Consider the following 26,148-nt stretch of genomic DNA (forward strand, 5'->3'; position numbering starts at 1 on the left):
ATGCTTTACGGGCAAAACTTGTGGCGAGAATGTTCGCCGTTATCAAAAGGGATGAATTTTATTCTCCTATTTTATCGGAAAATTTTTGCTAAAAACATAAGAATATGAACAATAAAAACAGAATGCCTATGGGATAAGAAACCGGAGAGTCTAAAAACAATCCGGACAAATGCTGGTAACATTTGCCCGGTAATGTGAAACAAACTGTTCTCAAAAGCTAGAAGATGAGAACAATAAGTTAAATTTAAAACAGTACAAATGTATGAAAAAAATTTCCACAGAAGGGAATGCTATATCCTTTCTTAACATTAATTCATTCAGAAAAATGAAGCTAATACTATTATTTATAAGCTTTTGCTTTTTTCAGCTTTATGCAATAAACGGTTATGCACAAAATACGAAAATAAGTTTGGAACTAACCAGTGTGAAACTGAGTGAAGCAATCAAAGTGATCGAAGAGAAAACTCCTTTTGTCTTCTTCCTCAACAACTCAGAGATCGACATGAACAGACAGGTCAGCCTGAATCTCAAAGAGGCCAGCATCAAAGAGGTGTTGAATCAGTTGCTCGCACCCGACAGTTACCGGATAGAGAATTATAAGATCGTCCTGCTGTCCGATAAAATGCCGCAAGAAGGTAAAATCACCGGTAAAGTGATCGACGAAACAGGAATGCCTGTCATCGGAGCCAATGTGATAGACAAGAAAACGAACAACGGAACGATCACAGACCTGAACGGGCAATTTATCCTGGACGCTCCCCAGGATGCCACCCTGACAGTTTCTTTTATCGGATACATTCCGCAGGATATCCATCTGAAAGGACGGAACAATCTGACTGTCACATTAAAGGAAGATACTCAATTACTGGACGAAGTCGTAGTAGTCGGTTTCGGAACCCAGAAGAAAGTCAACCTGACCGGAGCCGTTGCTTCCGTTAATTTATCGGAGACATTGGGAGACCGTCCGGTTCCTAACATTACGCAGGCTTTGCAAGGGACGACCCCCGGATTACAGATCGGTTCGGAAACCGGTACACCGGGTGATGCGATGAGCTACAATATCCGCGGAACCACATCAATCAACGGAGGTACGCCTCTTGTGCTGGTAAACAACGTTCCGATGGATATCAATATGATCGATCCACAGGAAATCGAATCGGTCTCCATATTAAAAGATGCTGCTTCGGCAGCCATCTACGGGGCAAGAGCCGCCTTCGGTGTTATCCTGATCACCACGAAACAGGGAAAAAAAGATTCCGCTCCGAAATTCAATTACAACAATAATATATCGTTCTCCAAACCGCTGGAACTACCGCAAAAGGCGAGCCCGCTGGAGTCGGTCCTGGCTTACAAGGAAATGGACTGGCCCAACGACACCTACGTAGACGGTAAGAACATCACCCAGTGGGAAGGATACATCCGCGATTACCAGAGTAATCCGGGCAAATATCCGAACGGATATATCTTCGATGAAAGCGGTAACCTCTTTCTGATGAAAGAACGAAATATGTTTGACGACATGACGGACAATTTTGGATTCATGCAGAACCACAGCATGTCGGTTTCCGGCGGTAGCGAGAAAACGGTCTATCGCATCGGCGTCGGCTATACCGGAGAAGACGGTATCCTGATTACGGATAAAGACAGCTATGACCGACTCAACCTCTCTACATTTATGGGAGTAGATGTCAATTCCTGGCTGACAACCCAACTCGACTTGAAATATGGTAATTCCAAACAGAAAAAAGTAGAGGCAGGAGGACGTAATACTGTATGGGTAGCCGCCATGAATTTACCGTCTTATCAGAATAATGAAGATTATGAGGAAAACGGGACAGTCTATCCGGCTGAGTCTCCCGCCACTTATATCCGTTACGGCGATCCCCGGAGAATCAAAAGAAATGACCTAAGAGCATTGGGACGAATCATCCTGAGCCCGCTGAAAGGTCTTAAGATAACCGGAGAATACACTTACAACCGGACAACCGAGCAAAATAAATTCTATAAGAACAAATATCAGTATATAGGAATGAACTTTACCGGGGTACTGAACAGCACGGAGAACTCCAGCTATGCGGTCACTTCCAAATATACGGATTATAATGCCGTCAACTTATTCGCCAATTACGATATGACATTCGGTAAACATGATATTTCGGTGATGGGAGGATACAACCAGGAGTCGAGCCATACCGAATCCCAATATTCTTATCGTACGGATGTAGTGGTCGGTTCACTGCCTTCGTTATCCTTATCGACAGGTACTCCGATTACGAATGACGCGTTCGAGGAATTTGCCATCCGCGGATTATTCTATCGTGTGAATTACAGCTATGCTGGCAAATACCTGCTGGAAGCCAACGGACGTTACGACGGAACTTCCCGTTTCCCCAAAAACAGCCGGTTCGGTTTCTTCCCCTCTTTCTCGGCAGGCTGGCGTATTTCGGAAGAGAACTTCATGAAAGCGACAAACGAATGGCTCTCCAACCTGAAACTCAGGGCATCCTGGGGTTCCATCGGGAACCAGGTCATATTGAAATCCGACAATACACCCGATAACTATCCTTATATCCCGGATATGAACGTTTACCTCTCCAATTGGTTGGTGGACGGGCAAAAGGTTACGACACTGGGAGCTCCGGCCATGGTCAGCAGCAGCTTTGGATGGGAAAAAGTCTATACACTAGACTTCGGTTTCGACCTGGACCTGTTCAACAACAAGTTGAATACCACATTCGACTGGTACCGTCGTGATACCAAAGGTATGCTGGCTCCGGGAATGGAATTGCCGGGAGTAGTCGGTGCCAGTGCTGCAAAACAAAATGCCGCAGACCTGAAAACATATGGCTGGGAACTGAAGATCAACTGGCATGACCGGATAGGCGATATAGGCTACCGGGTAGGTTTCAACCTGTATGACTCGCAATCCGAAATCACCAAATACGACAATGAAGCCGGCCTGTTCGGAAAAGACCTTTACCGGAAAGGCATGAAGCTAGGTGAAATATGGGGATACGTAACCGACCGTTTCTATACAACGGACGATTTCAACGCAGACGGAACCCTGAAACCGGGTATCCCGATGTTCAAGGGAGCAGGAACTGTATATCCAGGCGATATTCTTTACAAGAACTTCGACGATGACACCGAATTTATTTTCGAAGGCGACAACACTATTCACAATCCGGGCGACCAGCGCATCATAGGCAACAATACTCCCCGTTACCAATACGGCATCACAGCCGGAGTCAGTTACAAAGGTTTCGACCTGTCTATCTTTTTACGCGGGGTAGGAAAACGCGACTACTGGCGCACCGACCAGATGGCATGGCCGAACGGAAGCTGGGGTAGTTTATTCAAGGAAACACTCGACTTCTGGACTCCGGATAATCCGGACGCCTTCTATCCGAGGGTGTATCCGCAGAATGAAACGAATACGAAATTCAACCAGAAAGTGCAAACCAAATATCTGGCAAATGCCGCTTACCTGAAAATACAGAACATTACTCTGTCTTATTCATTACCCAAGAATATCTGTCAAAAGATCTATATGGATAATATCCGGGTATTTGTCAGTGGTGAAAATCTGCATACCTGGGACCATCTGCCAGAAGGAATGGAATCGGATATGCTTTCAAAAGGAGCCTGGGAATATCCTTTCATGAAAAAATATTCACTGGGTATAAATGTTACTTTCTAAATTAAAACATACGATCATGAAGACATTCAAAATATTATTCGGACTACTCGTCATTTTCGGATTTTCCGGCTGCATGAATAACGATTTCCTGGAAAGATACCCGCTGGGCAGTCCCACTGCTGAAACCGTATTCAAATCATACGACAATTTTAAAACATATGCATGGGGTTTGTATGAAACATTCCCGGCACTCGGTTACGGAGAAACCAACACGGACAATATCTCCTATAACTCCACACGGGGGTCAGGCGAAACCGATTGGATCAGGGGAATTGTCGTTCCCCCGTCAAAAACAGACAATACACCATGGGCACAATATTCATTCATCCGCCGGACAAACCTCATGCTCGACCATATCGAGACGTCGGATATGACTGAGACAGAAAGAAACCATTGGCGCAGTGTCGGTTATTTCTTCCGTTCTTACCGATATCTGACCTTACTTTCCGCTTACGGCGGTGTTCCCTGGATCGACCATGTACTGGCAGACGATGAAACGGATATCATTTATGGGGAAAGAGACTCCAGAGATGTCATTGCCAATCATATCCTGGAAGACCTTCAGTATGCAGAACAGAACATCAATCAAGACGGAGACGGAGCCAATACGATCAACCGCGTGGTGGTACAGACATTGCTTTCCCGCTTCTGCCTGTTCGAAGGGACATGGAGAAAGTATCACGGATTGCAGGAAGCAGATAAATTCCTCCGGGAATGTAAGCGGGCATCCGAAGAGGTGTTGAAGGTCTATCCGAATGTGCACAACAACTACGACGACCTGTTCAATTCATTGTCGTTAAACGGTATGACGGGAATCATCCTTTACAAAGCGTATGCCAATGATGCCAATGTTGTACATGCTACCAGCATCGGCGGAACCACGGCTCAGTCATTCTATAATGTAACCCGCGACATGGTGGACAGCTATTTATGTTCGGACGGCAAACCGCGCTGGACAAGCCAGATGTTCCTGGGCGACAAAGACATGTACGATGAATTCAGCAACAGGGACCATCGTTTATGGCTACACGTTACTCCGCCTTATGTAGTCGATCGTTCGGAATCGACTACAGCCTGGGATAACAAATGGAAGTTTACAGACAATCCGAAAGACCGTAGTTTCATTGACAGCATTAATCTGATCGTTCCGGCCGAACGCCAGAAAACACTACCTTTCAGACAAGGATACGACGGCGGCATACTGGGAGAAAATCCTCATTACGATTTCTTCCTGAACGGGCAACCCTGGTACAAATCGGCATTCGGTTATAACAACTGGAAGTATTTCAATACTTACCTGAGCATGGGTTCTCAACGGAATGAAGAGACCGACATGCCGATATTCAGGGTAGAAGAAGTGATGTTGAATTATGCCGAGGCAATGGTTGAACTGGGAGAATTCAGCCAGTCCGTTGCAGACATGACTATCAATAAAATACGTTCACGGGTAAATGTACCTTCGATGATTGTATCACAGATCAATGAAAGTTTTGATCCAATGCGGGATTTGGGTGATTCGAGATATGCCGGCGATTATGCCGTGTCTCCTCTCTTATGGGAAGTACGCAGGGAAAGACGTATCGAACTGTTTTCAGAGAATTTCCGTTTCGACGACCTCAGAAGATGGAAGAAGTGCCATTATGCCATGAAGAAAAAACTCGGGCAATATGTCCGGAAATCAGACTTCCCGGCAGGTACGGCTGTGACCATCGACGGAGGTGCAGATGAAGGTTATCTGGAATTTCATCCGGATCCGAATAAATTATGGCCGGATTATTATTATCTTTACCCGATACCATTGAATCAGATGGTATTAAATCCGAATATCAAACAGAATCCGGGTTGGGAATAGTTTAATTAATCACAAACAAAGAGGATATATCAAAAATCAAGACTTGTCCTCCATGACAAAACGAACTTTTGATGCATCTTCTTTATTTTAGCTCCTATATATCATGAAATATGTAAGTATTATTATTCTCTTGCTTTCTTCTTTCTTCCTAACGGCACAAACGGTGATCCCTACACCGGAAACAGTCGTGCAAGGTAACGGAGAATTTCGTACGAAAAACCTACAAGCCGATATCCGCCAGACTACGGATGCGGCATTACCTTCCGAAGCATACCGGCTACAGATAACAGAAAACGGTATCGAAATAGAAGCATCCGGCGATGCAGGTTTCTTTTATGCCCGGCAAACATTGAAACAACTGGGCACAGAGCAGCAGGACGGGACATGGATCATCCCCTGCCTGAAAATAGAAGACAGGCCGCGTATCGGTTTCAGAAGTTTCCTGCTCGACTCCGGCCGCCAATATCAGAAAGTCACGACAATAAAGAAATATATCGACATGGCAGCCCTGCTAAAAATGAACTATTTCCACTGGCACCTGACGGAGGGCCTCGGATGGCGTATTGAAATCAAACAATACCCGCGCCTTACCGAAGTTGGCGCTTTTGTCGGCAAAGGCCCGGAACAACAGGGTTTCTATTCACAGAAAGAGATCAAAGAGATTGTCAGATATGCCGCCGAACGTTGTATCACGGTTATCCCGGAAATCGATATGCCGGGACATGCGGAAGCCGCTCTGGTCGCTTACCCGGAACTAGGTTGCTTCGGCGACACTATACAGGTCCCCGAAAACGGCTTTACACAAAATATCTTCTGTGCCGGCAAAACACATACGCTGGACTTTTTGAAGAATGTCCTCGATGAAGTCTGCGAACTGTTCCCCTCCGAATATATTCATCTGGGAGGTGATGAAGCACCCAAAGGGAACTGGGATACATGTCCTGACTGCGGGCAATGTATCAAAGAACACGGTTTGAAAGACAGCCACGATCTTCAGCTCTGGTTCTCAGCACAGATGGCCAACTATCTGAAAAGCAAAGGAAGAAAAGCCATCTTTTGGGGAGATGTCGTTTATCAGGATGGTTATCCGTTACCGGACAACACAGTGATTCACTGGTGGAACTGGCGGGGACATAAAGACACGGCATTCAAGGAAGCGCTCAAAAGAAATCTTCCCGTTATCTGCGGAACCAATTATTATACCTACCTGAATTTCCCCGTCACTCCCTGGAAAGGATATGAGACGGCGCGTACATTCAATATCAAAGATGTATATACCGCCAATCCGTCTTATAGAAAAGAAGATTCACCTCTCCTGTTGGGAATGAGTTGTGCCCTCTGGACCGATTACGGGGTAACGGAGGATATGATCGACCGAGGTTGTTTCCCCGTATTCTGGCTATCGCCGAACAAATGTGGAGCCGGAGCGAACCGGAGAGTTTCGAACAGTTTTACCAAAAGGTAAAAGACAAAAAAGAATGGTTTGAAAAACAAGGATATATGTTCGGACCAGGATTAAAAAGCGAAGTAACCGACGATTTCAGTTGGGACTAATTAAAATAGTAAGAACATGAAAAAAACGAATTTATTAGTAGGGCTTTTCTGTATTGCTGGTCTGTCTTCCTGCCAGAAAGAAAAGAGCAAACCTAACATTATATATATACTGATGGACGATATGGGCTATGGCGACCTGCAATGCTACGGCCAGCAAAAAATAGAAACCCCGAATATCGACCGCCTGAGAAACAACGGGATCAAACTGACCCAACATTATACCGGATCGCCCGTTTCCGCTCCGGCCCGGTGTGTACTATTGACCGGATTACATTCCGGACACGCACAGATCAGGGCAAATGATGAAATAGCCTCGCGGGGAGCGATCAACAGCCACGATTCGATGTACGTCCATCCGGAACTGGAAGGCCAATATCCTTTGAAAGCCGGTACCATGACAATCGGCCGGATGATGCAAAATGCCGGATATACGACCGGTTGTTTCGGAAAATGGGGATTGGGTTATCCCGGTTCGGAAGGAGTCCCCGGCAAACAGGGTTTCGACCAGTTTTACGGATATAACTGCCAGAGGCAGGCACATACCTATTACCCTCCGTTCTTATGGAAAAACGATCAACGCGTATATCTCGATAACAAAGTACGGGACCCCCATCTGACCAAACTGGATGAAGGAGCGGATCCGTACGATGAAGCCAGTTACCGGAAATTTACCCAGAATGAATATGCCAACGACCTCATCTTCGACGAAATGATTCATTTTGTCGACCAGAATAAGGAACAACCGTTCTTCCTGCTTTGGACAACGCCTCTTCCCCATGTATCCTTACAGGCTCCGGAACGTTGGGTCAACTATTATGTCGATAAGTTCGGAGACGAAGAGCCCTATACCGGCAACAAAGGGTATATGCCATGCCGTTATCCGCATGCTACCTATGCAGCGATGATCAGTTATTTTGACGAACAAGTCGGAAAGCTGGTCGATAAATTGAAACAGGAAGGATTGTATGAAAACACCCTGATCATTTTCACTTCGGACAACGGACCGACGTTCAACGGCGGCAGTGATTCCCCCTGGTTCAACAGCGGCGGATTATTCAAATCGGAATACGGATGGGGAAAATGTTTCGTCCACGAAGGAGGGATACGCATACCGGCTATCGTCTCCTGGCCAAGTCGGATCAAAGCGGGAACGGAATCCGACCATATCTGTGCATTCCAGGATGTAATGCCGACACTGGCAGATATCGTTTCCATCGAATGTCCTCCAACCGATGGAATCAGTTTCCTGCCGACACTACTCGGAGAAAAAGGAAAACAGAAACAACATGCATATCTTTACTGGGAATATCCTGACCCACAGATAGGAAACAAAGCGATCCGCATGGGGAACTGGAAAGGGATCATTACAGATATCCGCAAAGGGAATACGAGAATGGAACTGTATGACCTGGAAAACGACATTCAGGAATTACACGATGTCGCAGACAAACACCCGGATATTGTTGAGAAATTCAATCAATTAATGTCAGAATCCAGTACACCGCCGGAAAACCCGAAGTTTGCATTCTAAACTCAAAAGATAGTAGTTTTATACTTTTTTTTCTTTTTAATGGCAAACGATCTTTATCTTTGTATCCACATAAAGAGACAACAAATCTACCTATTAATGGATTTTGCCACCGAAAAAGGATACATAGAGGCAGTCAGCAGGGGCGATGAACAGGCATTCGAGTCATTGTTCCTGCATTATTTTCCACGTATTAAAGGATTCATAAGCGGCATCCTGCAAAACGAGGAAGAAGCGGAAGATATTTCCCAGGATATATTCGTATCCATGTGGCAGAATAGGGATAGATTGAAAGAGATCGAGAATCTGAACGCCTACCTGTATCGCATTGCCAAAAATACGGTATTCCGACATATCGAACGTTCCCTGTTATTCAGGGACTATCAGGAACAACAAACCGACAATGCTTCATTTACCTCCACAGACAACGACAGCATAGAAGAAGAGCTATATGCCAAAGAACTGGAATTTCTTATTTCTGTCGCTGTTGAAAAGATGCCGCCCCAACGAAAACAAATCTACCGGATGAGCCGTGTGGACGGATTATCCAATGATGAGATTGCAGCACGCATGTCTATCAGTAAACGGACAGTCGAAAATCACCTGACGCTGGCACTGGCTGACATCCGAAAAATAATCGGGTTCTTTATTCTTGCATTTTTTTCCTAAAAAGTTCATTTTTGACTGTGTGTACTTCCTGCCTCACGTATCATATATACAAAACAGGAAATATATACGCATGTCAAAAGCATCTAAAATACTATATAATCTGGTCAACCATACATTTGATCCGGCACTCCGGACCAAGGTATGGCAATGGCTGGTTCACCCTTCCAATCAGAAAGAAAAAGAAGAGGCTCTTCTTTCCATATGGAACGAATATCCGACAGGAGCAAATGCTGAGACTTATCATTCGCTGAAAACAACACAGAGAAAGATCAGACAAAATCAATCTCCGTCCAAGCAATATAACCTTGTTCATAAATTATTGCGAATCGCTGCGATATTGATCATTCCTTTGCTATCAATAGCCGGTTCCTATCTGTATATCAAACAGAACACATATAATCCCGAATTGATACAATGTTTCGTTCCGGAAGGAGAAAACCAGGAAGTAATCCTGCCCGACGGTTCCACAGTAAACATCAACTCCGGAAGTATTCTGATCTATCCTAAAAAATTCAAAGGAGATACCCGCACACTCTATCTGACGGGAGAGGCCAACTTCACCGTAAAAAAAGATAAGGAACATCCTTTTATCGTCAGCACAAGTTATCTGAAAGTTCAAGCTCTGGGCACAAAATTCAACGTGCAAGCCTATTCCGAAAGTGATAAAATCACGACAACACTGGAAAACGGGGCTGTCAAAGTGGATAAAATAGCAGGAGATGAAGACTCCTTCTTCCTGTCCCCTAACGAACAACTGGAATACAATTGTAAAACCGGTGTATTCGAAAAGCGGAAAATCAATGCAGCAAACTACTCAGGCTGGACGAAGGGAGAGCTCAACTTTATCAACCAACCGCTCAAAGAAATACTGGCTACAATTCAACGAAAATATGTTGTTGACTTTGTTATAAATCCGCGTCTGTTTACTTCGGATTTATACACTATAAAATTCCGTCAACATGCCGACATAAACACGATCATGAAAGTTCTTACAATGACTGTCAGCGGATTGGCTTATGAGATAGACGGCAACACAATCACCATTTATTCACTTAATAAGAAAGGAGTAAAATAAAAAGAAAAAGGGACCGGAGAAAATTGCGACACCTTTTCCGGACCCCCGAAATCAATAATCCATTAAAAAAACATAGAGATCTTAAATTTAGTAATCATTGATTTAATGTACAAAAGTATGAAATTAAACTACCATAAGAGCACACACTCGCTCTTAAAATTACGTAAATTATTAATATTTACATTATTAAGTTTATTCACGATAAACATAGCCTGGGGACAAAGCCAGCGAATATCAATAGCAGCCAAAAATAAAACATTGTTAAGCGTATTCGAAGAAATTGAAAAACAAACGGGCCTCAGTATCGCTTATAATCAGACGAAATTAAATATCAATAAAGTTATCAATCAGGATTTTAATGATAAAATCCTGTCCTCTGTTATAACAGAGTTGCTCAAAGATAGCGGATTCTCCTATCGTCTTGAAGGAAAACATATCATAATTGTTCCGGAAAAGAAACAACAACAAAAACAACAGGAAAACAAAAAAGTCAATGGTATCATAACAGATGCTACCGGACAACCCGTTATCGGGGCGAATGTTGTTGAACAAGGGACAACAAATGGTACAATTACAGACCTGGACGGTAAATTTTCTCTGGAGGTTCCTAAAGGCAGTACTTTGCAGATTTCTTATATCGGATACTTGTCAAAAGATATTCCCGTAGATGAAAAAACGAACTATGCCATACAATTAGTCGAGGATTCACAAGCTCTTGACGAAGTTGTTGTCGTAGGATATGGTACTGCCAAAAAAGTAAATGTAATTGGTTCAATCGCTTCTGTCGATTCCAAACAACTTGAAAACAGGGCAACATCTTCAGTTGTATCTGCCCTGACCGGTCAGATGCCGGGAGTTACGATCACGCAGCCAGGAGGGCGCCCGGGAGAAAATACAGGAACAATTCGTGTACGCGGTGTAGGATCTTTCAGTAGTGACAATAACGCAGATAAAGCTAATGCGCTAATATTGATCGACGGAATACCCGGAAATATGACAGATATCAACCCCAATGATATCGAGAGTATCTCCATATTAAAAGATGCATCCACAGCAGCCATCTATGGGTCTCGTGCAGCCAATGGAGTTGTATTGGTAACGACCAAAATGGGTAAAGAGTCCAAAGTATCCGTATCTTACAACGGTTATGTAGGATTCAACCGGGCCACTGCATTGCCTAAATATGTAGACAGCTGGGATTATGCACGTTTATTAAATCAGGCAGATGGTATTACACGTTTCACGGATGAAGAAATTCAGGCAATGCGCACAGGCAGCCAGCCGGATCTATGGGCTAATGAGAAGTTCGTCGATGATATCTTTTCGGGTAACGGACTACAGACCGGGCACGATTTATCTTTAAACGGTGGTAACGACCGGAGCCAATATTTTGCCTCTTTCGGTTATTTAAATCAGAATGGGATTGTGCCGGGCAACAATTACTCACGCTATACAGCACGTGTCAACCTGACTTCCAATTTATCGGATAAATTGAAACTGACAATCCGCCTGAGAGGTGACAATGCTAAAACGAAAGAACCGGGAACGGCCGGAGCTATTGACGGCGATTATGGAATGATGTCATTGATCAGCCAGGGATTACGCTTCCCTGGATTCCGCCCTTCGGTATTAAGTGATGGGACATGGGGACCGGGCGTAAAAAACTTCGGAACCCCCAAAGCCTGGTTAGCATCCGAATCGTTCCAAGAAAAACCGACACTGCGTATCAACTCTAACGTACGTCTCGATTACAAACCGATCGAAGGACTTACCCTCTCTGCTATCGGTGCCTATAATTTCACAAATGCACAAGATAAAAAATTCCGTGCATCCCTACCGGTTACCATTAACGGCACTACAAAAGTATTAGGTCCTTCTTACTTAAAAGAAAAGAATACCAATACAAATTATAAATCATTCCAGGCAACAGTCGATTACTCAAAGACATTTAACAATGTACATAATATAGGTATTTTGGCCGGTTACTCATGGGAAGAAGAATCTGCACGCGACTTGGAAGGCCGTCGCGACAATCTTCCGAGTAACGAATATCCCTATCTGACAGTCGGTTCACCCGATAACCAGACAAATGCAGGCGGCGGTTACGACTGGGTCATCCAATCATTCTTCGGACGTGCACAGTACAATTATGCAGAACGCTATCTGGGTGAAGTAACCATGCGTTATGACGGTTCATCACGTTTCCCATCCAGCTCACGTTATGCTTTCTTCCCTTCCGCCGCTATCGGTTGGAGAATTTCTGAAGAGAGCTTCTTTAAAGAAAACGAAAAATTAAGTTTTATCAATAACCTGAAACTGAAAGCATCTGCCGGTATCTTAGGTAATAATAACATCGGTAATTATGCTTACCAGTCAGTGTATGAATTAGGTAACGATTTTAACTATCCGCTGGGAGGATCCATTCAACAGGGAGCAGCCCTGAAAACATATACAGATCCGCGACTGAAATGGGAAACAACCCGTACTATAGACGGTGGTTTCGAATCCGTACTCTGGAACGGTTTACTGACAGCCAATATCTCTTACTTCTATAGATATACGTATGACATCCTGTTTAAACCCAACGCCAGTGCCTCTTCCGCTTTTGGATTACAAATGAGCGAAGTAAATACCGGAGAAGCGTCAAACCGCGGTTGGGAATTTGAAGTTGGGCATAGAAATACCATCGGTGAATTCAGTTACAGCATCAACGGAAACTTTTCCATCATCAAAAATAAAGTAGAAACACTCGGATTGGGGAATGTGGAACAAGCAAACGGAATGGTTGGTAACGGTTCTAATCTTTTCATCGGCTACCCGATCGACATGTACTACGGATATAAAACAGACGGTGTCTTTTTGAATCAACAGGATATCGACGACTACTTTGCCCACACTGACCAGTCAGCAATGGGAGCCAACAAAGCCAACACCAAACCGGGAGATATCAGATATCAAGATATTTCAGGACCGGATGGCGTACCCGACGGAAAAGTTGACGCCACTTACGACCGTGTTTACCTGGGATCAAAAATTCCGAAATATACATTCGGCCTTTCTCTGAACGCCGCTTACAAGGGTTTCGACCTGAATATTTTCCTACAGGGAGTATCAGGTGTTAATGGTAACTTGGAGGTTTTTCCGGTTGGGCTTTATGGAGCGAAGGGAATATACAGAAATGGCAAATGGAAGAAGCATTCGATCCGGAGAATCCTACACGTTACCCGAAATATCCGCGTCTGGCAAATCTGGGAAATGCAACCGGTGTCAATACACAAGAATCTGATTTCTGGATACGTAACGCCTCTTACCTGCGTGTAAAAAATATTCAATTAGGATATACTTTACCAAAGTCTATTCTAAAGAATACCTTTATCCAGAATGTCCGCTTCTATGCAGCAACGGAAAACCCGTTCACATTCCACAGTTATCCGGAAGGCTGGGACCCGGAAATCAATGCCGACGACCGTTTCTATCCGGTATTAACGAACTACACATTTGGTTTGAATCTTAAATTCTAAAAAGCATGAAATCAATTATAAAGAAATCAATAATGGCCTTTGTTGCTCTTGCGACTTTAGCATCCTGTGAACTGGACCGTTATCCGCTGACAAACTTCAGCGAAGATACATTCTTCGACAAAGAAGAAAATACAAAACTTGCCCTCATCGGTTTATACCGTGGCGGTATCACCTATGGAGTGGACTACGGCGCTTCCGATTGGTGGGCATATAGCGCAAAAATATTAATAGACGGAGTCAGTGACATAGGATACGACCGCCGAGGATTCAACAACAATCTGGGGAAACTGACATCCGGGCAAATAGATGAAAGTAACGGATGGGTAAATGACTTGTATCAGAAACCTTACCGGCGCATCAGTGCCTGTGCCCGGTTTATTGAAGGAATCGACAAGCTCGGATCCGATAACCCGGAAATGGAACGGATGAAAGCAGAAGCCCGTTTCATCCGTGCGGTACAGTATTTTTATCTGGCATCCTATTATTATGATGTTCCGCTGATCAAAACAGTATTAACCCTGGAAGAGGCTAATACAGTGACCAAATCTCCTCGTGCAGAAGTGCTTCAATATACAATAGACGAATTAACCGAAATTGCGGACATTCTTCCGCACCACAAGGATCTTCCGGCTTCAGAACGCGGACGTGCAACAGCACAGGCGGCACTGGTTTATCTGGCCCGTACACATCTGGTTGCCCAAAATTACAAAGAAGCAGCCGCTGCGTGTAAAAAGATCATCGATTGGGGAGACAATAAATTAGACGCTGATTATCAGAAGCTATTCTACCCGGGGGCGATCAACAGTTCTGAACATATTTACGCAACACAGTTTGTAGATGACCTGGCAGGACACGGCTTACCTCAGCATGCCTATCCGATAAAAGACGGAGGATGGTGTTTGGTAAATGCTTCCAGTACGTTATTCGAGGCTTATGATTTTCTGGATGGAACGCCATTCAGTTATGATGACCCACGTTTCAATAAAAATAATTTCGGAGAAAACAGGGATCCACGTCTGGACTATACAATCTATTATGACGGAGCAACCTTCAGGGGAACCGTCTACAACTGTAACCCGGAAACAACCGCCGCTGATAAAATCGGTCCGGGACAGACAACCCAGACAGGTTTTCTTATGCGCAAATATTTTGATGAAAGCTGGAATGGCGATGTAACCCAATATGGTAACAATGTTCCTCTTGCACGCTATGCAGATGTACTGATGATGTATCTGGAAGCAGAGATGGAAGCTGGCACACCGATCACACAAAATCTTTTGGATCAGACGATAAATGCAGTACGAGGACGAGTAGGCATGCCTGGCATAACAGAAACCAATCCGGATAAATTACGTAAAATCATACAAAAAGAACGTATGATCGAATTTGCTTTTGAAGGACTTCGCCTTTGGGATTTATACCGCTGGGGAATTGCCGAAGAACGTCTGAATCTGGATATTTACGGATCGCCATTCTATATTTCGAATCAGGAACTAATGAAAAAGAAAGATGGACAGCCTGATCCGTATAATCGTTGGTATGTAGACAAACGTAATTTCAAAACCGGACAAGAACGTTGGCCTATTCCACTATCTGAAAAGAATATCAATCCCAATTTAAGATAGTCGGTTTAATAACACAACAGAGATATCGGTTGCTTATAATACTTTCGGTATCTCTGTTTTTATTTCTGCTTTTGATTAAACATTACCTGAACAACGATATCATGAAACATAAAATAAATAAAGTAATCTTACCTGCATCCTTATTATCTGCTATCGTTTCCGGAAGTTTCTCCCAAACACAACAACCCAATATTGTTATCATCCATACCGACGAACACAATTTCCGTACGCTGGGATGTTACCGGGAATGCCTGCAAAATGAGCAAGCTTTCCCCTGGGGAAAAGAAGCTGTCGTTGAAACACCCCATATCGATCGCCTGGCACATCAAGGGGTTTTATTTACGCGGTGTTATGCAACATCTCCGGTCAGTTCTCCCAGCCGGGCCTCTTTCATGAGCGGACTTTATCCGCAGAACAACGGGGTATGGACAAACGACATGGTACTGTCTGATGCTGCTATAACATTCGGAGAATCACTACGCCAAAACGGTTATGCTACCGGATATATCGGTAAATTACATATCAATGGCAAAGGACGCCCCGAATGGCATCCCGGGCGTGACTTCGGTTTTTCAGACAACCGTTATATGTATAACCGCGGTCACTGGAAAAAAATAGAAGAAACAGCCGAAGGACCGACATTCAGAACGGATGCAGATGTGAAAAGCACGGACGAACAGACATTCCCTACCGACTATTTCACCACACAGGCTATTGAGTTCATCAACCGGCATAAGGAAGGACCGTTCTGCTGCATGCTCTGCTTCCCGGACCCGCATAGTGCCAATCTGGTTAGGGCACCATATGACACCATGTATAGCCGGATCAGATTTAAAGAACCGGTAACAGCGCTGGCGGATACGACAGGACGCCCCGCCTGGTCACACGGAAATAACCTGAAAGCAGACCAACCCGAGGATATGGCTCAATATTTCGGAATGATTAAATGTATCGACGATAATGTAGGGCGCATCCTGGATGCATTGAAAGGTGCCGGTATCCTAGACAATACAATCATTATCTTCACCTCCGATCACGGAGACATGTGCCGCCAGCACGGACTGATCAATAAAGGCGTTCCGCTTGACGATTCCGCGCGGGTGCCGTTTATCATCAGCTACCCGGCCGGTATGCGTCAGGGGATCAGGGTAGAGAATGTCATGTCTGTAACCGATTTCACTCCTTCTTTGCTGAGCTTCTGCAATATACAACCTACTGCACAGTATGATGGCCGTGATTTATCGCTTCTATGGAAAGGAGAGAAACTACCGGAAAAATACAAAGACATTGTCTTTATGCGAGCAGTTACTCCTAAAATAAAAAGCGATTGGGATGAATCGGCTACAGCGATGCGAACGAAGTGGATATCAGCAGTAACTCCGGAATACAAACTGACCTATTCCGAATATGTATCTGATGTCCCCTGGCTCACCGACCTGAAAAAAGATCCGGATGAACTAATCAACTGTTATCAGGACCCGGCCTACAAGGAAATCGTTTCCCGGTTAGCTGCTGACTTGAAAGAATATGGAGAACAATACAACGACCCCAGGATTAAGCATCCTAAGATACAACAGGAAATTCTATCTGCAATCTTGAAAAAGTAGACAATATCCGTTAAAAATACAGCGTACAGCAAGGCGGATATAGAAAAAATGCAGACCTTTAGTTCCTAAACAAAAATATCATAAACTTATATATACTTTAAATATTATGAAATCAAACGTATTGATCGGTCTCGGACTGGGAGCTTTCTTATTCTCCCCTTCCACCTCTCATGCCCAAAAAGCGAAAGAGGCAAAGACCCCGAATGTCATTTTTATCTACGCCGACGACCTCGGTTATGGTGACCTGGAATGCTACGGTGCAACACGCGTACAAACGCCAAATGTAAACAAACTGGCAAACAACGGTATCCGTTTTACCAACACACATGCAACAGCTGCCACCAGTACCCCATCCCGTTATTCCCTGCTTACCGGAGAATATGCCTGGCGCAGACCCGGTACGGACATAGCTGCCGGTAATGCCGGAATGATTATCCGCCCGGAACGCTATACCATTGCCGATATGTTCAAAAACGCAGGCTATACAACAGCAGCCCTGGGTAAATGGCATCTGGGACTGGGAGACAAAGGAGGAGAACAAGACTGGAACGCTCCGCTGCCTACCGCTTTAGGCGATCTGGGATTCGACTATTCCTATATCATGGCAGCTACGGCCGACCGCGTTCCCTGTGTATTCATCGAAAACGGTAAAGTAGCCAACTACGACCCGTCCGCTCCTATCGAAGTAAGTTATCAGAAACCTTTCGAAGGCGAACCTTTAGGAAAAGATCACCCGGAACTTCTGTATAACCTGAAGCACAGCCACGGTCACGATATGGCTATCGTAAACGGTATCGGACGTATCGGCTATATGAAAGGCGGCGGCAAGGCTTTATGGAAAGATGAAAACCTGGCAGATTCCATAACGACACATGCCCTTGATTTCATCAAAGCAAACAAGGATAAACCCTTCTTCATGTATTTCGCAACAAACGACGTACATGTTCCCCGCTTCCCGCACGACCGTTTCAGAGGCAAAAACCCGATGGGACTGAGAGGCGACGCTATCGTGCAGTTTGACTGGAGTGTCGGACAAATCCTCGACGAACTCGACAGGCTGGGACTGAGAGAAAACACCTTGATCATCCTTTCCAGCGATAACGGTCCTGTTGTGGATGACGGTTATGCAGATCAGGCAGAAGAACTGCTGGGCGATCATAAGCCGGGCGGTCCGTTACGCGGCGGTAAATACAGTGCTTTTGAGGCCGGAACCCGTATTCCTGCTATTGCAAGCTGGCCAAAAGAAATAAAAAAAGGCCAAGTATCGGACGCATTAATGTCACAGGTTGACTGGTTCGCTTCACTGGCTGCATTGACCGGCTCCGTCCTTCCCAAAGGAGCAGCCCCCGACAGTTACAATTATCTGGGGACCTTGCTGGGAACAGACAATGCCGACCGTCCCTGGGTGATCGAACAGGCATCCGACCATACGTTGTCTGTCCGCACAAAAGACTGGAAATATATTGAAACCAGCAACGGACCGAAAATGGTACCCTGGGGACCGAAGATCGAGACCGGTTATTCCAAAACTCCTCAACTGTACGATATGACACAGGTAGGCGAACAGGAAAACCTCGCCGAAAAACGTCCGGAAGTCGTTTATCAGTTACAGGAAATTCTGAAAGGCGTGCGCAACAACACTGTCAAACCGAAATAATCTGATTTTATCCATTTAGACTATAAATCAATGGTCCGAAGCGAAAGTTCCGGGCCATTTTTATGTTTTTACCTTTTTTTATCAGGGAATAGGCATTATCTTTGTGGCAATTTGGCAGAAAATAAAAGGATAATGCTGGGACTTATTAGTAAAGGAATTGTGATAGGCGTACTTGTATCAGCCCCTATGGGTCCGATCGGTATGCTGTGTATACAAAGAACATTGAACAAAGGACGTTGGCACGGTTTCGTTACCGGCTTGGGAGCAGCCTTATCGGATGTCATCTATGCGGCACTGACCTGCCTGGGAATGGGGGTAGTCGTCAACTTCGTGGAAGCCAACCAGGCGCCGCTCCAACTAATGGGCAGTATCGTTCTCGGTCTTTTCGGTTACTACATATACCAATCCAATCCTGTAAAAAACTTAAAAAAGCAACGTGAAAAAAAGTTATCATTCACACAGGACTTTATTACAGCTTTTCTTCTTACCTTTAGCAACGTATTAATCGTGCTGCTATATATTGGACTGTTTGCACGTTTTGGATTTGTGTTACCGGATCATTCAGTCTGGATGTTGGTGGGAGGAATAGTTTGCATAGGAATCGGTGCCGTCCTTTGGTGGTTCGGCATCACATATATAGTTGCGAAATTAAAAAAGTGGTTTAATGTACGGGGAATATGGTTGTTGAATCGGATTGTAGGGACAGTCATCATTGTATTGGCTATTGTAGGAGTATTATCGGTGCTCCTCACCTCATATTTCCATTTGCCGTTGCTCCAAATCTATAATTAACATGAAGAAGCTTAAAGTACCTTATTTAGTAACGCTGGATGTGCTGGATTTATCATCAGTCGGTTTTCTCTTGGAAAACAAAGCCCAGCGAGAGTATATCGATGTCATCAATTGGGAAGAATACCCTTATAAACCAATTGTCGCTTTCGATATTGCGCGAACGGATGAAAATCTTTATATCCGTTATTTCGTAAAAGGGAATTCTTTAAAGGCTGTTCACAGCTCAGACGGTTCCCCGGTTTATACAGATAGTTGTGTCGAGTTTTTCATGAAAACGGTCGATGATCACAACTACATGAATTTCGAGTTCAATTGTATCGGGACTTGTGATGCTGCCCGCCGCCAGTCGCGTGATATCAAAAGATCACTAAACACCGATGAATACACTTCTATCCGTCGGTATTCATCCATAGAGAACAAACCTTTTTCAGAAAAGACAGGTGTATTCTCCTGGGAGTTGGTCGTATCTATCCCCTTCAGGCTCATGGGACTCGATCCGGAAAACCTGCCGGAAAAAATCCTGGGCAATTTCTACAAATGTGCGGACGATACAGAATATCCCCACTTTGTCAGCTGGAACCCGATAGACCTCCCAAGCCCCGACTTCCACCGTCCGGAGTTTTTCGGAGAGATTTATTTATAAAATATCAACTATTCCCGGTGAGTATATCCCGGGAATAGTTCAATTACCTAATCCTCCTGATATGCCTTTTACCACTCTATTGATTGACGATGAACCGGCCGCACATTACGCATTGAAAGAGTTACTCAAAAATCATGCAGATACAATTCAAATTGCAGGAGAAGCCTTTTCCGGCAAAGAAGCTATTTCGTTATGTGAGAAACTAAAACCGGAACTTCTCTTTCTGGATATCAGAATGCCGGATATGAATGGCTTCGAGGTGCTGGAACAACTTTCTTCTCAACCCTACGTTATCTTTTCCACCGCTTATGATCAATATGCTATTCAGGCTTTTAATGAAAATTCGATCGACTATCTGTTAAAGCCTATAGAAGAAAAACGTTTCGAACAATGTATCCATAAACTAAAGCGATTAAACCTGAAATCGCCAGCTATCAATTATACAGAATTAAATCAGCTGTTCGCCCAATTTCAAAAAAACCAAAAGAAAGCAAGCGCCATTCCTATCCATGTTCAATCTAAAATCATATTGGTCCGCTGTTCCGATATTACATTTTGTAAATCGGCAGACGGTTACGTTTCTTTGTTTACAGACGAAGGTAAAGAGTATTTATCCGACCTCAACCTGAGTCAATTGGAAGAACGTCTTCCGAGCTCGTTCCTACGTGTCCAAAAGTCATATATCGTTAATAAAGAGAAGATAGAAGAGATACATAAATATTTCAATAATCGGCTCATTCTGGTTATGAGTGATAAACCTCACACCCATATAACCACCGGAACCAGCTATATAACAGTGATCCGGGAAGAGCTCGATTTATAGTTACAGTCCGATAATACAGGTTTGCCTTTCATTTTTTCAGGTTCAAAGAATTTCACTTTCAGAACATCTTCTAACCTGCTAGATTTGCCTTACTATTAATTAAATGAATGAAACAATGAAAAGACTTTATTACATTTTATTCTGTCTTCTGTTTTTCTGCCAACTAAGAGGACAACAGGCAACTCTCATCATCATTCCGGAAAAGGAAAACAAAGAAATCAGCTATCAATTTTCAGATAGCGAACATCTTCCTTTTTATACATTATTTCAAACGAAACAGGCAGAACCTGATGGAATCTTCCATGTCAGTTTACCCGTACAACAACCAGTAGTCCTCAATCTTCTGACAGAAGATCGTTTATCTTTTCGTGTCTATCTGACAAAAGACAGCCACGATACAATCCGGATCCGAAATAACCAACCCTTCTTTTCCGGGACCAATACCATTTATAATCAATGCTTGCAAGAAATACAAAAAACAGAAGAGTATTGCCACAGCATTTCCTATTCCAAGCATCATGAACTTCACGCGGTCGATTCACTGAAAGAATTTACACAGATTGTCAATAACAAACAGGCCGAATTAATAACTTTCCTTAAAGGTCAAAACGTATCTTCCGATTTTATTCATAATCAGAGTCATATTATAAATTGCATGTTCACACATTTGTTTTATAAAAAGATATTGAACCTCTACAACAATCGAAAAATAACCGACGAATGGCTTAAAGAGATAAAAAAACAACTTTCGTTTGACTTCCAAGAAGAAGCAAACCTTTACTATTCCGAATATGAACGAATGCTATATATGAACGCAACCATTAATTACTTCATTATTGAAAAACATTCCCCACAAGATATAGACAGGGACAAGATCAATACATTTCTTTTGAATGAATATAAAAAGAAGAGAACAGGGAAATACCTGGAATATGCCTGGGCCAGTTTGATATATAACGATCTTTTTCAACGTGATTTCAGTGAAGACACACCTTCCCTTTACGATCAGTTCTGTTCCGAGTTTCCACAAAGCAAATTCATCGGCATATTATCTCCTGAAATAGAGAAAATCAGACAATTTCATCATATACCGGAAACTTCCAACAATATAACCATTCTTCCCACAGATACCATACTAAAAAAACTGGAAGAAGCCGTACATCCTTTCATAGGGAAAATCGTCTATATCGATTTATGGGGAACTTGGTGCGGTCCTTGCCAGAAAATGTTTGCATATAGTGAGGCATTAAAAAATGCGACTAAAGATATGGACATTATCTATTTATATATTTCACTGGACCGTCCGGAAAACCGGGGAAAATGGGAGAAGATGGTTCATTATTATAAACTGGAGGGATACCACCTACAGGCAGGAATCACATTGGCCAAGTCTCTCTATGCATCACTGGGAAATAAAGGGATGTTAGCCATTCCACAATTTATAATCATCGGAAAAGATGGAAAAATAGCGATAGAAAAAGCTGCCGCCCCCGATAATCTGGAAAAAGTCGTTGAACAATTAAAACAAGTAAGCAATGAATAACGGACATACAATGAGTTACTATGTAGAAGGAATGATATTTATAATAACAACTGCTATTATCATTTATCCCTTTCTATCTTTCATTCTCAAAAAAGTCATCTCCAACAAATGGCTTAACAGACTCAGTTTTATACTGATTTTATTAGGAGGCCAGGTGATATGCCTGGAAAAATACAATGACCCTATTAGCATAAAACTAGTCATTTCACTCTTTTTCTCTTACATTCTTTTTCATCTTATTGCAGACCAACTATACCGACTCAATAAAGAATGGAGGATAATTCTTGAAACTTTACTTACCGGAGGTTTACTCATGGGTACATTAACCATTATAGCCTTGGCCGGAAATTATCAAATCACTAAAATCATTACAGAAAGATTTCCTGACGGAAGTTATAGTTTTATTCCCGGTCATTTTGATGAGATGCTGGAAACAACTGTGATCTTTTCCATTATATTAATTGCTTCCTGGTACTTCTATACTTACCTACTGGAAAAAGCGGAAGAAAAGAAACAACGTAAGATAAAAGAAACTATCCTAGAGAAAGAGCTGATCCATGCTCAACTGGAAGCTCTTCATGCTAAAATAAATCCTCATTTCTTATACAATTCTCTCAATACGATTGCCGGACTCGCTCTCGTCGATGGAGAAAAAACCAGACAAATGGCATTGGCCTCTCTCGTTTTTTCAGATACAGCATTAATAAGGAGCAGACAAATTTAATCTGTGTTTCAGAAGAGATCGAAATGATAAACACGTATCTGGATATAGAGAAAATACGTTTCGGGAACCAATTAGATTATAAAATAGAATGCGATACGGAATGTGAAAAAGAACTTATTCCCAGAATGTTACTTCAGCCACTTGTAGAAAACAGCATCAAGCATGGTTGGAATGTAGATTTGAATTCTATTCTTATACGGATTGTCATTAGAAAAGACAACAACCGGCTCATTATCTCAGTAAAAGATTCCGGAGCCCCTTTCAAGCCAGGCTTCATTCCCGGATATGGATTACAAAGCATCTATGATAAATTAGAACTTCTTTTCCCGAACAAGCATGATCTGTCAATCATTTCCCATCCGGAAAAAGAAGTCCGCATTATGATCAAGGTAACATCTCTGTCAAAATCTTAGTCACCTCTTCTGCCGAAGGATGGATTGCGAGGATCTTTCCATCCTTATCTACCAGATAGGTGCAGCCGCCACTGTTACCGGCACCGTACATTTCCCAGATATTTCCTTTATCGTTCAGTTCGACTAAGTTCAACCAGGGGTATTTGTCCTGTTCGATTGCCTTTTTCATGGCATCCGTGTTATTATTTTCACGGGCAATGCCGACTACGGTGAATCCTTTGTCTTTAAATGCTTCATAAATAGGGATCATGCTGGATGACAAACGGCGGCACGGTCCGCACCAGGAAGCCCATAAGTCGATTAAAGCTACTTTTCCTTTTATCTGATCCGAAAGTTTTACCATATTTCCTTCAAGGTCCGGGGCGGAAAAGTCAATGTAAGAACCTCCAACCTTTACATTCAAACTCGCAATGATACGCTCCATATCCGTGATATAAGGATGGGAAGAGAATTTTTCTTTATACTTGTTTTCAAATATATCCTGATAGACGGAAACATCTTCCTCACCCGGACTATAGCGGGCCATCATAATAGCGCGGTCAAGCATCTGTTTCAAAATACATAAGCCGTTCAATGTCGGTTCTTTTTGCATATAATCGAGTTTCCATTGCCGAATGCCCTCAAAATATTCTTTATACTTCTTATTCAGCGCAATGCCTTCTTCTGAGAATTCTTTTCCGGCTTTGTTCAAACGGTCATATTCCGGATAAAGCGTTCTCCGTTCTTCGTCCGTTTTCGCAGCAGATATACGTTTCTTTAAATCATACATTTCTTTTGAATAATAGCGTTCCTCCTGATCCAGGGCATCCCGGTCCTTTTCCAATTGGTTCACAGGATACAATTTCTCCATTTCCTCCTGCATACGGATTTCTTCTTTATTCAAAGCGGATTCTGTCTGTAAGACACTATGCGGACGGTGTTCCATCGGGTAAAGAGTGAAATGTAAAGTCCCTTTCTCGGAGATAAAATAGGTCGGACGCCAGGAACCGTTCAAGTGCTCTTCCCAGAAAACCAGTTCGTAGGTTTCGTTTTCATCCGCAGTCAGTGTATAACTGAATTTACCATCTGACAGGGATAGAAATAAACGGGGTAGTACGCATATCTTTCCCGGCACGTATCAATGTCAGGCGGGAACTTTCAGGGCGGTCTATTACTTCTCCTTCCAGTACACATTCAAAAGTACCGGGTTGAGCAGGCTGCTTTTTCAAATGTATGCCTTCGATATGGAAATCACCTTTTTCCGATCCTTCGATGAAACTGATGGCTTCTTCATTCTCATCTACCGGCTCAAAGAATAACGTAGCCGGAGAATTGCCGGATTCGGGCATATAAACCTCCTTATCCAGTTCAAAATCGGACGATTTCAGTAATTTGTATTTCTTTCCCGAAGTAACACCTTCCAGATAGGCACCCGAAGAGAGGCGAACCCAATAATTCGGACGGTTGTACATTTCTGCATAGAGAATCGTTGCCGTATCTGTCAGCTCCACCCGGTAGACTTCCATGGTTGTTGTATTTTTATTATCAATAACCGGATAATCAATAACGCGGCTTTGCTTTGTACAAGCGACACTGAGGCAAATCATCAGAAAAAGTAAGAGTCTTGTTTTCATAATCAGTCAAATCAAAGGATTAATAATTTATCAAAAGTAAGTAATATGCCACAATAAACAAAAAAATAAGGATGGAAGTATACCCCCACCCTTATCTAACACACAACTCCCCGAATTATTTATTCTTATCTTTCGACAACTTCAATTCAATAATAAAAGCTAGAATCAGCCCGATTCCTCCAAACAACAATACTGATGCACCATATACCGTACTGATCAATTCACGCCGCCACCAATTATCAAGACTAGAGTCTGCAAGAAACACAGAGATAATAAATCCGACCAGCAACCCCAATCCGATTCCTGCCAGCAAACATCCGGTTTTCAAAGAACTAAAAGAGAAATTAGTAGCCAGACGAGGTAAACCGATCTTCACATCGAAAGCGGAAGGCTCCAGTTTATCCCCGATCTTCTCAATAATAGCCAAACGTTCTTTTTTACGTACAAACAATTCAAACAAGCCGTAAATACCGGCACAAACTATTCCGACGATCAGCGGAACCATTATAAAATCCATCATAGCAGTAAGTATTAAATGTTTTTACTAATTCGTTTATAAGTTTGACGCAGCTTCTTAGAAAAGGTTACAGGTTTCATTATATCTTCCATAAAAAAATCGCTTGAAAATGGAGAAATCACATTTTTATGTACATATATAATAATCAAGGCAGGTTACGACAGTATATTTGAGTAATGATAACATTACTGTCCCGTAAAAGTGGATAAATAGTTCTTTGAAATAATTGAAATATAGTCTATTAGATACTACTTTTTAGGCGCGACGATTTGAAATCATACCTTTGAGGTCA

At 43.1% G+C, this 26,148-nt stretch carries 17 protein-coding genes and 2 pseudogenes; 16 read left to right on the plus strand and 3 right to left on the minus strand.

What is annotated here, in order from left to right:
- Positions 1-262 precede the first annotated feature (262 nt).
- From DXA15_RS18955 to DXA15_RS19030, 16 genes and pseudogenes are all read left to right on the plus strand, one after another.
- Complete coding sequence (locus DXA15_RS18955; protein ID WP_128135071.1) at positions 263-3,700, plus strand: TonB-dependent receptor; 3,438 nt, start codon at positions 263-265, stop codon at positions 3,698-3,700.
- Between the two features lie 16 nt (positions 3,701-3,716).
- Complete coding sequence (locus tag DXA15_RS18960) at positions 3,717-5,552, plus strand: RagB/SusD family nutrient uptake outer membrane protein (RefSeq protein ID WP_128135072.1); 1,836 nt, start codon at positions 3,717-3,719, stop codon at positions 5,550-5,552.
- Between the two features lie 103 nt (positions 5,553-5,655).
- A pseudogene (locus tag DXA15_RS18965) lies at positions 5,656-7,106 on the plus strand (beta-N-acetylhexosaminidase).
- A gap of 16 nt (positions 7,107-7,122) precedes the next feature.
- Positions 7,123-8,637, plus strand: a complete 1,515-nt coding sequence (locus DXA15_RS18970; protein WP_128135073.1) for an arylsulfatase — start codon at positions 7,123-7,125, stop codon at positions 8,635-8,637.
- Between the two features lie 96 nt (positions 8,638-8,733).
- Complete coding sequence (locus tag DXA15_RS18975; protein ID WP_128135074.1) at positions 8,734-9,303, plus strand: RNA polymerase sigma-70 factor; 570 nt, start codon at positions 8,734-8,736, stop codon at positions 9,301-9,303.
- 70 nt (positions 9,304-9,373) lie between these two features.
- Positions 9,374-10,378: a FecR family protein gene (locus DXA15_RS18980; protein ID WP_128135075.1), complete on the plus strand. Its 1,005-nt coding sequence runs from the start codon at positions 9,374-9,376 to the stop codon at positions 10,376-10,378.
- A gap of 117 nt (positions 10,379-10,495) precedes the next feature.
- Positions 10,496-13,699, plus strand: a complete 3,204-nt coding sequence (locus DXA15_RS18985; protein ID WP_233567440.1) for a TonB-dependent receptor — start codon at positions 10,496-10,498, stop codon at positions 13,697-13,699.
- A gap of 205 nt (positions 13,700-13,904) precedes the next feature.
- On the plus strand, positions 13,905-15,524 hold the full coding sequence (locus DXA15_RS18990) for a RagB/SusD family nutrient uptake outer membrane protein (RefSeq protein ID WP_233567441.1): 1,620 nt from the start codon (positions 13,905-13,907) through the stop codon (positions 15,522-15,524).
- 101 nt (positions 15,525-15,625) lie between these two features.
- Positions 15,626-17,131: a sulfatase-like hydrolase/transferase gene (locus tag DXA15_RS18995; RefSeq protein WP_128135076.1), complete on the plus strand. Its 1,506-nt coding sequence runs from the start codon at positions 15,626-15,628 to the stop codon at positions 17,129-17,131.
- 106 nt (positions 17,132-17,237) lie between these two features.
- Positions 17,238-18,788 (plus strand): arylsulfatase, encoded by a 1,551-nt coding sequence (locus tag DXA15_RS19000; RefSeq protein ID WP_128135077.1) that lies wholly within the window; start codon positions 17,238-17,240, stop codon positions 18,786-18,788.
- 132 nt (positions 18,789-18,920) lie between these two features.
- Positions 18,921-19,580, plus strand: coding sequence for a LysE family translocator (locus DXA15_RS19005; RefSeq protein ID WP_128135078.1), 660 nt, complete (start codon positions 18,921-18,923; stop codon positions 19,578-19,580).
- Position 19,581: 1 nt separating this feature from the next.
- A complete protein-coding gene (locus DXA15_RS19010) occupies positions 19,582-20,223 on the plus strand; it encodes a carbohydrate-binding family 9-like protein (RefSeq protein WP_010800704.1) in 642 nt (213 codons plus the stop codon).
- A 61-nt stretch (positions 20,224-20,284) separates the two neighbouring features.
- Entirely contained in the window at positions 20,285-21,046 is a 762-nt protein-coding gene (locus DXA15_RS19015) for a LytTR family DNA-binding domain-containing protein (protein WP_128135079.1), read from the plus strand.
- 115 nt (positions 21,047-21,161) lie between these two features.
- Positions 21,162-22,589, plus strand: a complete 1,428-nt coding sequence (locus tag DXA15_RS19020) for a TlpA disulfide reductase family protein (protein ID WP_158579682.1) — start codon at positions 21,162-21,164, stop codon at positions 22,587-22,589.
- A 424-nt stretch (positions 22,590-23,013) separates the two neighbouring features.
- A pseudogene (locus DXA15_RS28095) lies at positions 23,014-23,327 on the plus strand (histidine kinase); the annotation flags it as partial.
- Between the two features lie 9 nt (positions 23,328-23,336).
- Positions 23,337-23,726 carry a hypothetical protein gene (locus tag DXA15_RS19030; RefSeq protein WP_199676368.1) on the plus strand — a complete coding sequence of 130 codons (390 nt, stop codon included), beginning with the start codon at positions 23,337-23,339 and terminating at the stop codon, positions 23,724-23,726.
- Here the strand turns inward: DXA15_RS19030 and DXA15_RS19035 are convergent.
- The 3 genes from DXA15_RS19035 to DXA15_RS19040 all read right to left on the minus strand — a co-directional run bounded on the left by DXA15_RS19035 (position 23,698) and on the right by DXA15_RS19040 (position 25,859).
- The gene (locus DXA15_RS19035) at positions 23,698-24,840 is read right to left on the minus strand and encodes a TlpA disulfide reductase family protein (RefSeq protein WP_233567442.1); all 1,143 of its coding nucleotides are present in this window, start codon (positions 24,838-24,840) and stop codon (positions 23,698-23,700) included. The genes DXA15_RS19030 and DXA15_RS19035 overlap by 29 nt on opposite strands.
- Complete coding sequence (locus DXA15_RS26985) at positions 24,785-25,339, minus strand: hypothetical protein (protein WP_233567443.1); 555 nt, start codon at positions 25,337-25,339, stop codon at positions 24,785-24,787. Before DXA15_RS26985 ends, DXA15_RS19035 begins: the two co-directional genes overlap by 56 nt.
- Before the next feature lie 115 nt (positions 25,340-25,454).
- Entirely contained in the window at positions 25,455-25,859 is a 405-nt protein-coding gene (locus tag DXA15_RS19040; RefSeq protein WP_128135083.1) for a DUF6249 domain-containing protein, read from the minus strand.
- Positions 25,860-26,148: the final 289 nt, after the last annotated feature.

It is taken from the genome of Parabacteroides sp. AM58-2XD, from assembly GCF_003463685.1.
In the GTDB taxonomy this organism is placed as follows: Bacteria; Bacteroidota; Bacteroidia; order Bacteroidales; family Tannerellaceae; genus Parabacteroides; species Parabacteroides segnis.

Coding starts and splice junctions, on each gene's coding strand:
- DXA15_RS18955 (WP_128135071.1), top strand. CDS start 263: ATGAAAAAAATTTCCACAGAAGGGAATGCTATATCCTTTCTTAACATT.
- DXA15_RS19000 (WP_128135077.1), top strand. CDS start 17,238: ATGAAATCAAACGTATTGATCGGTCTCGGACTGGGAGCTTTCTTATTC.
- DXA15_RS18960 (WP_128135072.1), top strand. CDS start 3,717: ATGAAGACATTCAAAATATTATTCGGACTACTCGTCATTTTCGGATTT.
- DXA15_RS26985 (WP_233567443.1), bottom strand. CDS start 25,339: ATGAAAACAAGACTCTTACTTTTTCTGATGATTTGCCTCAGTGTCGCT.
- DXA15_RS18970 (WP_128135073.1), top strand. CDS start 7,123: ATGAAAAAAACGAATTTATTAGTAGGGCTTTTCTGTATTGCTGGTCTG.
- DXA15_RS19020 (WP_158579682.1), top strand. CDS start 21,162: ATGAAAAGACTTTATTACATTTTATTCTGTCTTCTGTTTTTCTGCCAA.
- DXA15_RS19005 (WP_128135078.1), top strand. CDS start 18,921: ATGCTGGGACTTATTAGTAAAGGAATTGTGATAGGCGTACTTGTATCA.
- DXA15_RS19015 (WP_128135079.1), top strand. CDS start 20,285: ATGCCTTTTACCACTCTATTGATTGACGATGAACCGGCCGCACATTAC.
- DXA15_RS18980 (WP_128135075.1), top strand. CDS start 9,374: ATGTCAAAAGCATCTAAAATACTATATAATCTGGTCAACCATACATTT.
- DXA15_RS18975 (WP_128135074.1), top strand. CDS start 8,734: ATGGATTTTGCCACCGAAAAAGGATACATAGAGGCAGTCAGCAGGGGC.
- DXA15_RS18990 (WP_233567441.1), top strand. CDS start 13,905: ATGAAATCAATTATAAAGAAATCAATAATGGCCTTTGTTGCTCTTGCG.
- DXA15_RS19030 (WP_199676368.1), top strand. CDS start 23,337: ATGATAAACACGTATCTGGATATAGAGAAAATACGTTTCGGGAACCAA.
- DXA15_RS19040 (WP_128135083.1), bottom strand. CDS start 25,859: ATGATGGATTTTATAATGGTTCCGCTGATCGTCGGAATAGTTTGTGCC.
- DXA15_RS18995 (WP_128135076.1), top strand. CDS start 15,626: ATGAAACATAAAATAAATAAAGTAATCTTACCTGCATCCTTATTATCT.
- DXA15_RS18985 (WP_233567440.1), top strand. CDS start 10,496: ATGAAATTAAACTACCATAAGAGCACACACTCGCTCTTAAAATTACGT.
- DXA15_RS19010 (WP_010800704.1), top strand. CDS start 19,582: ATGAAGAAGCTTAAAGTACCTTATTTAGTAACGCTGGATGTGCTGGAT.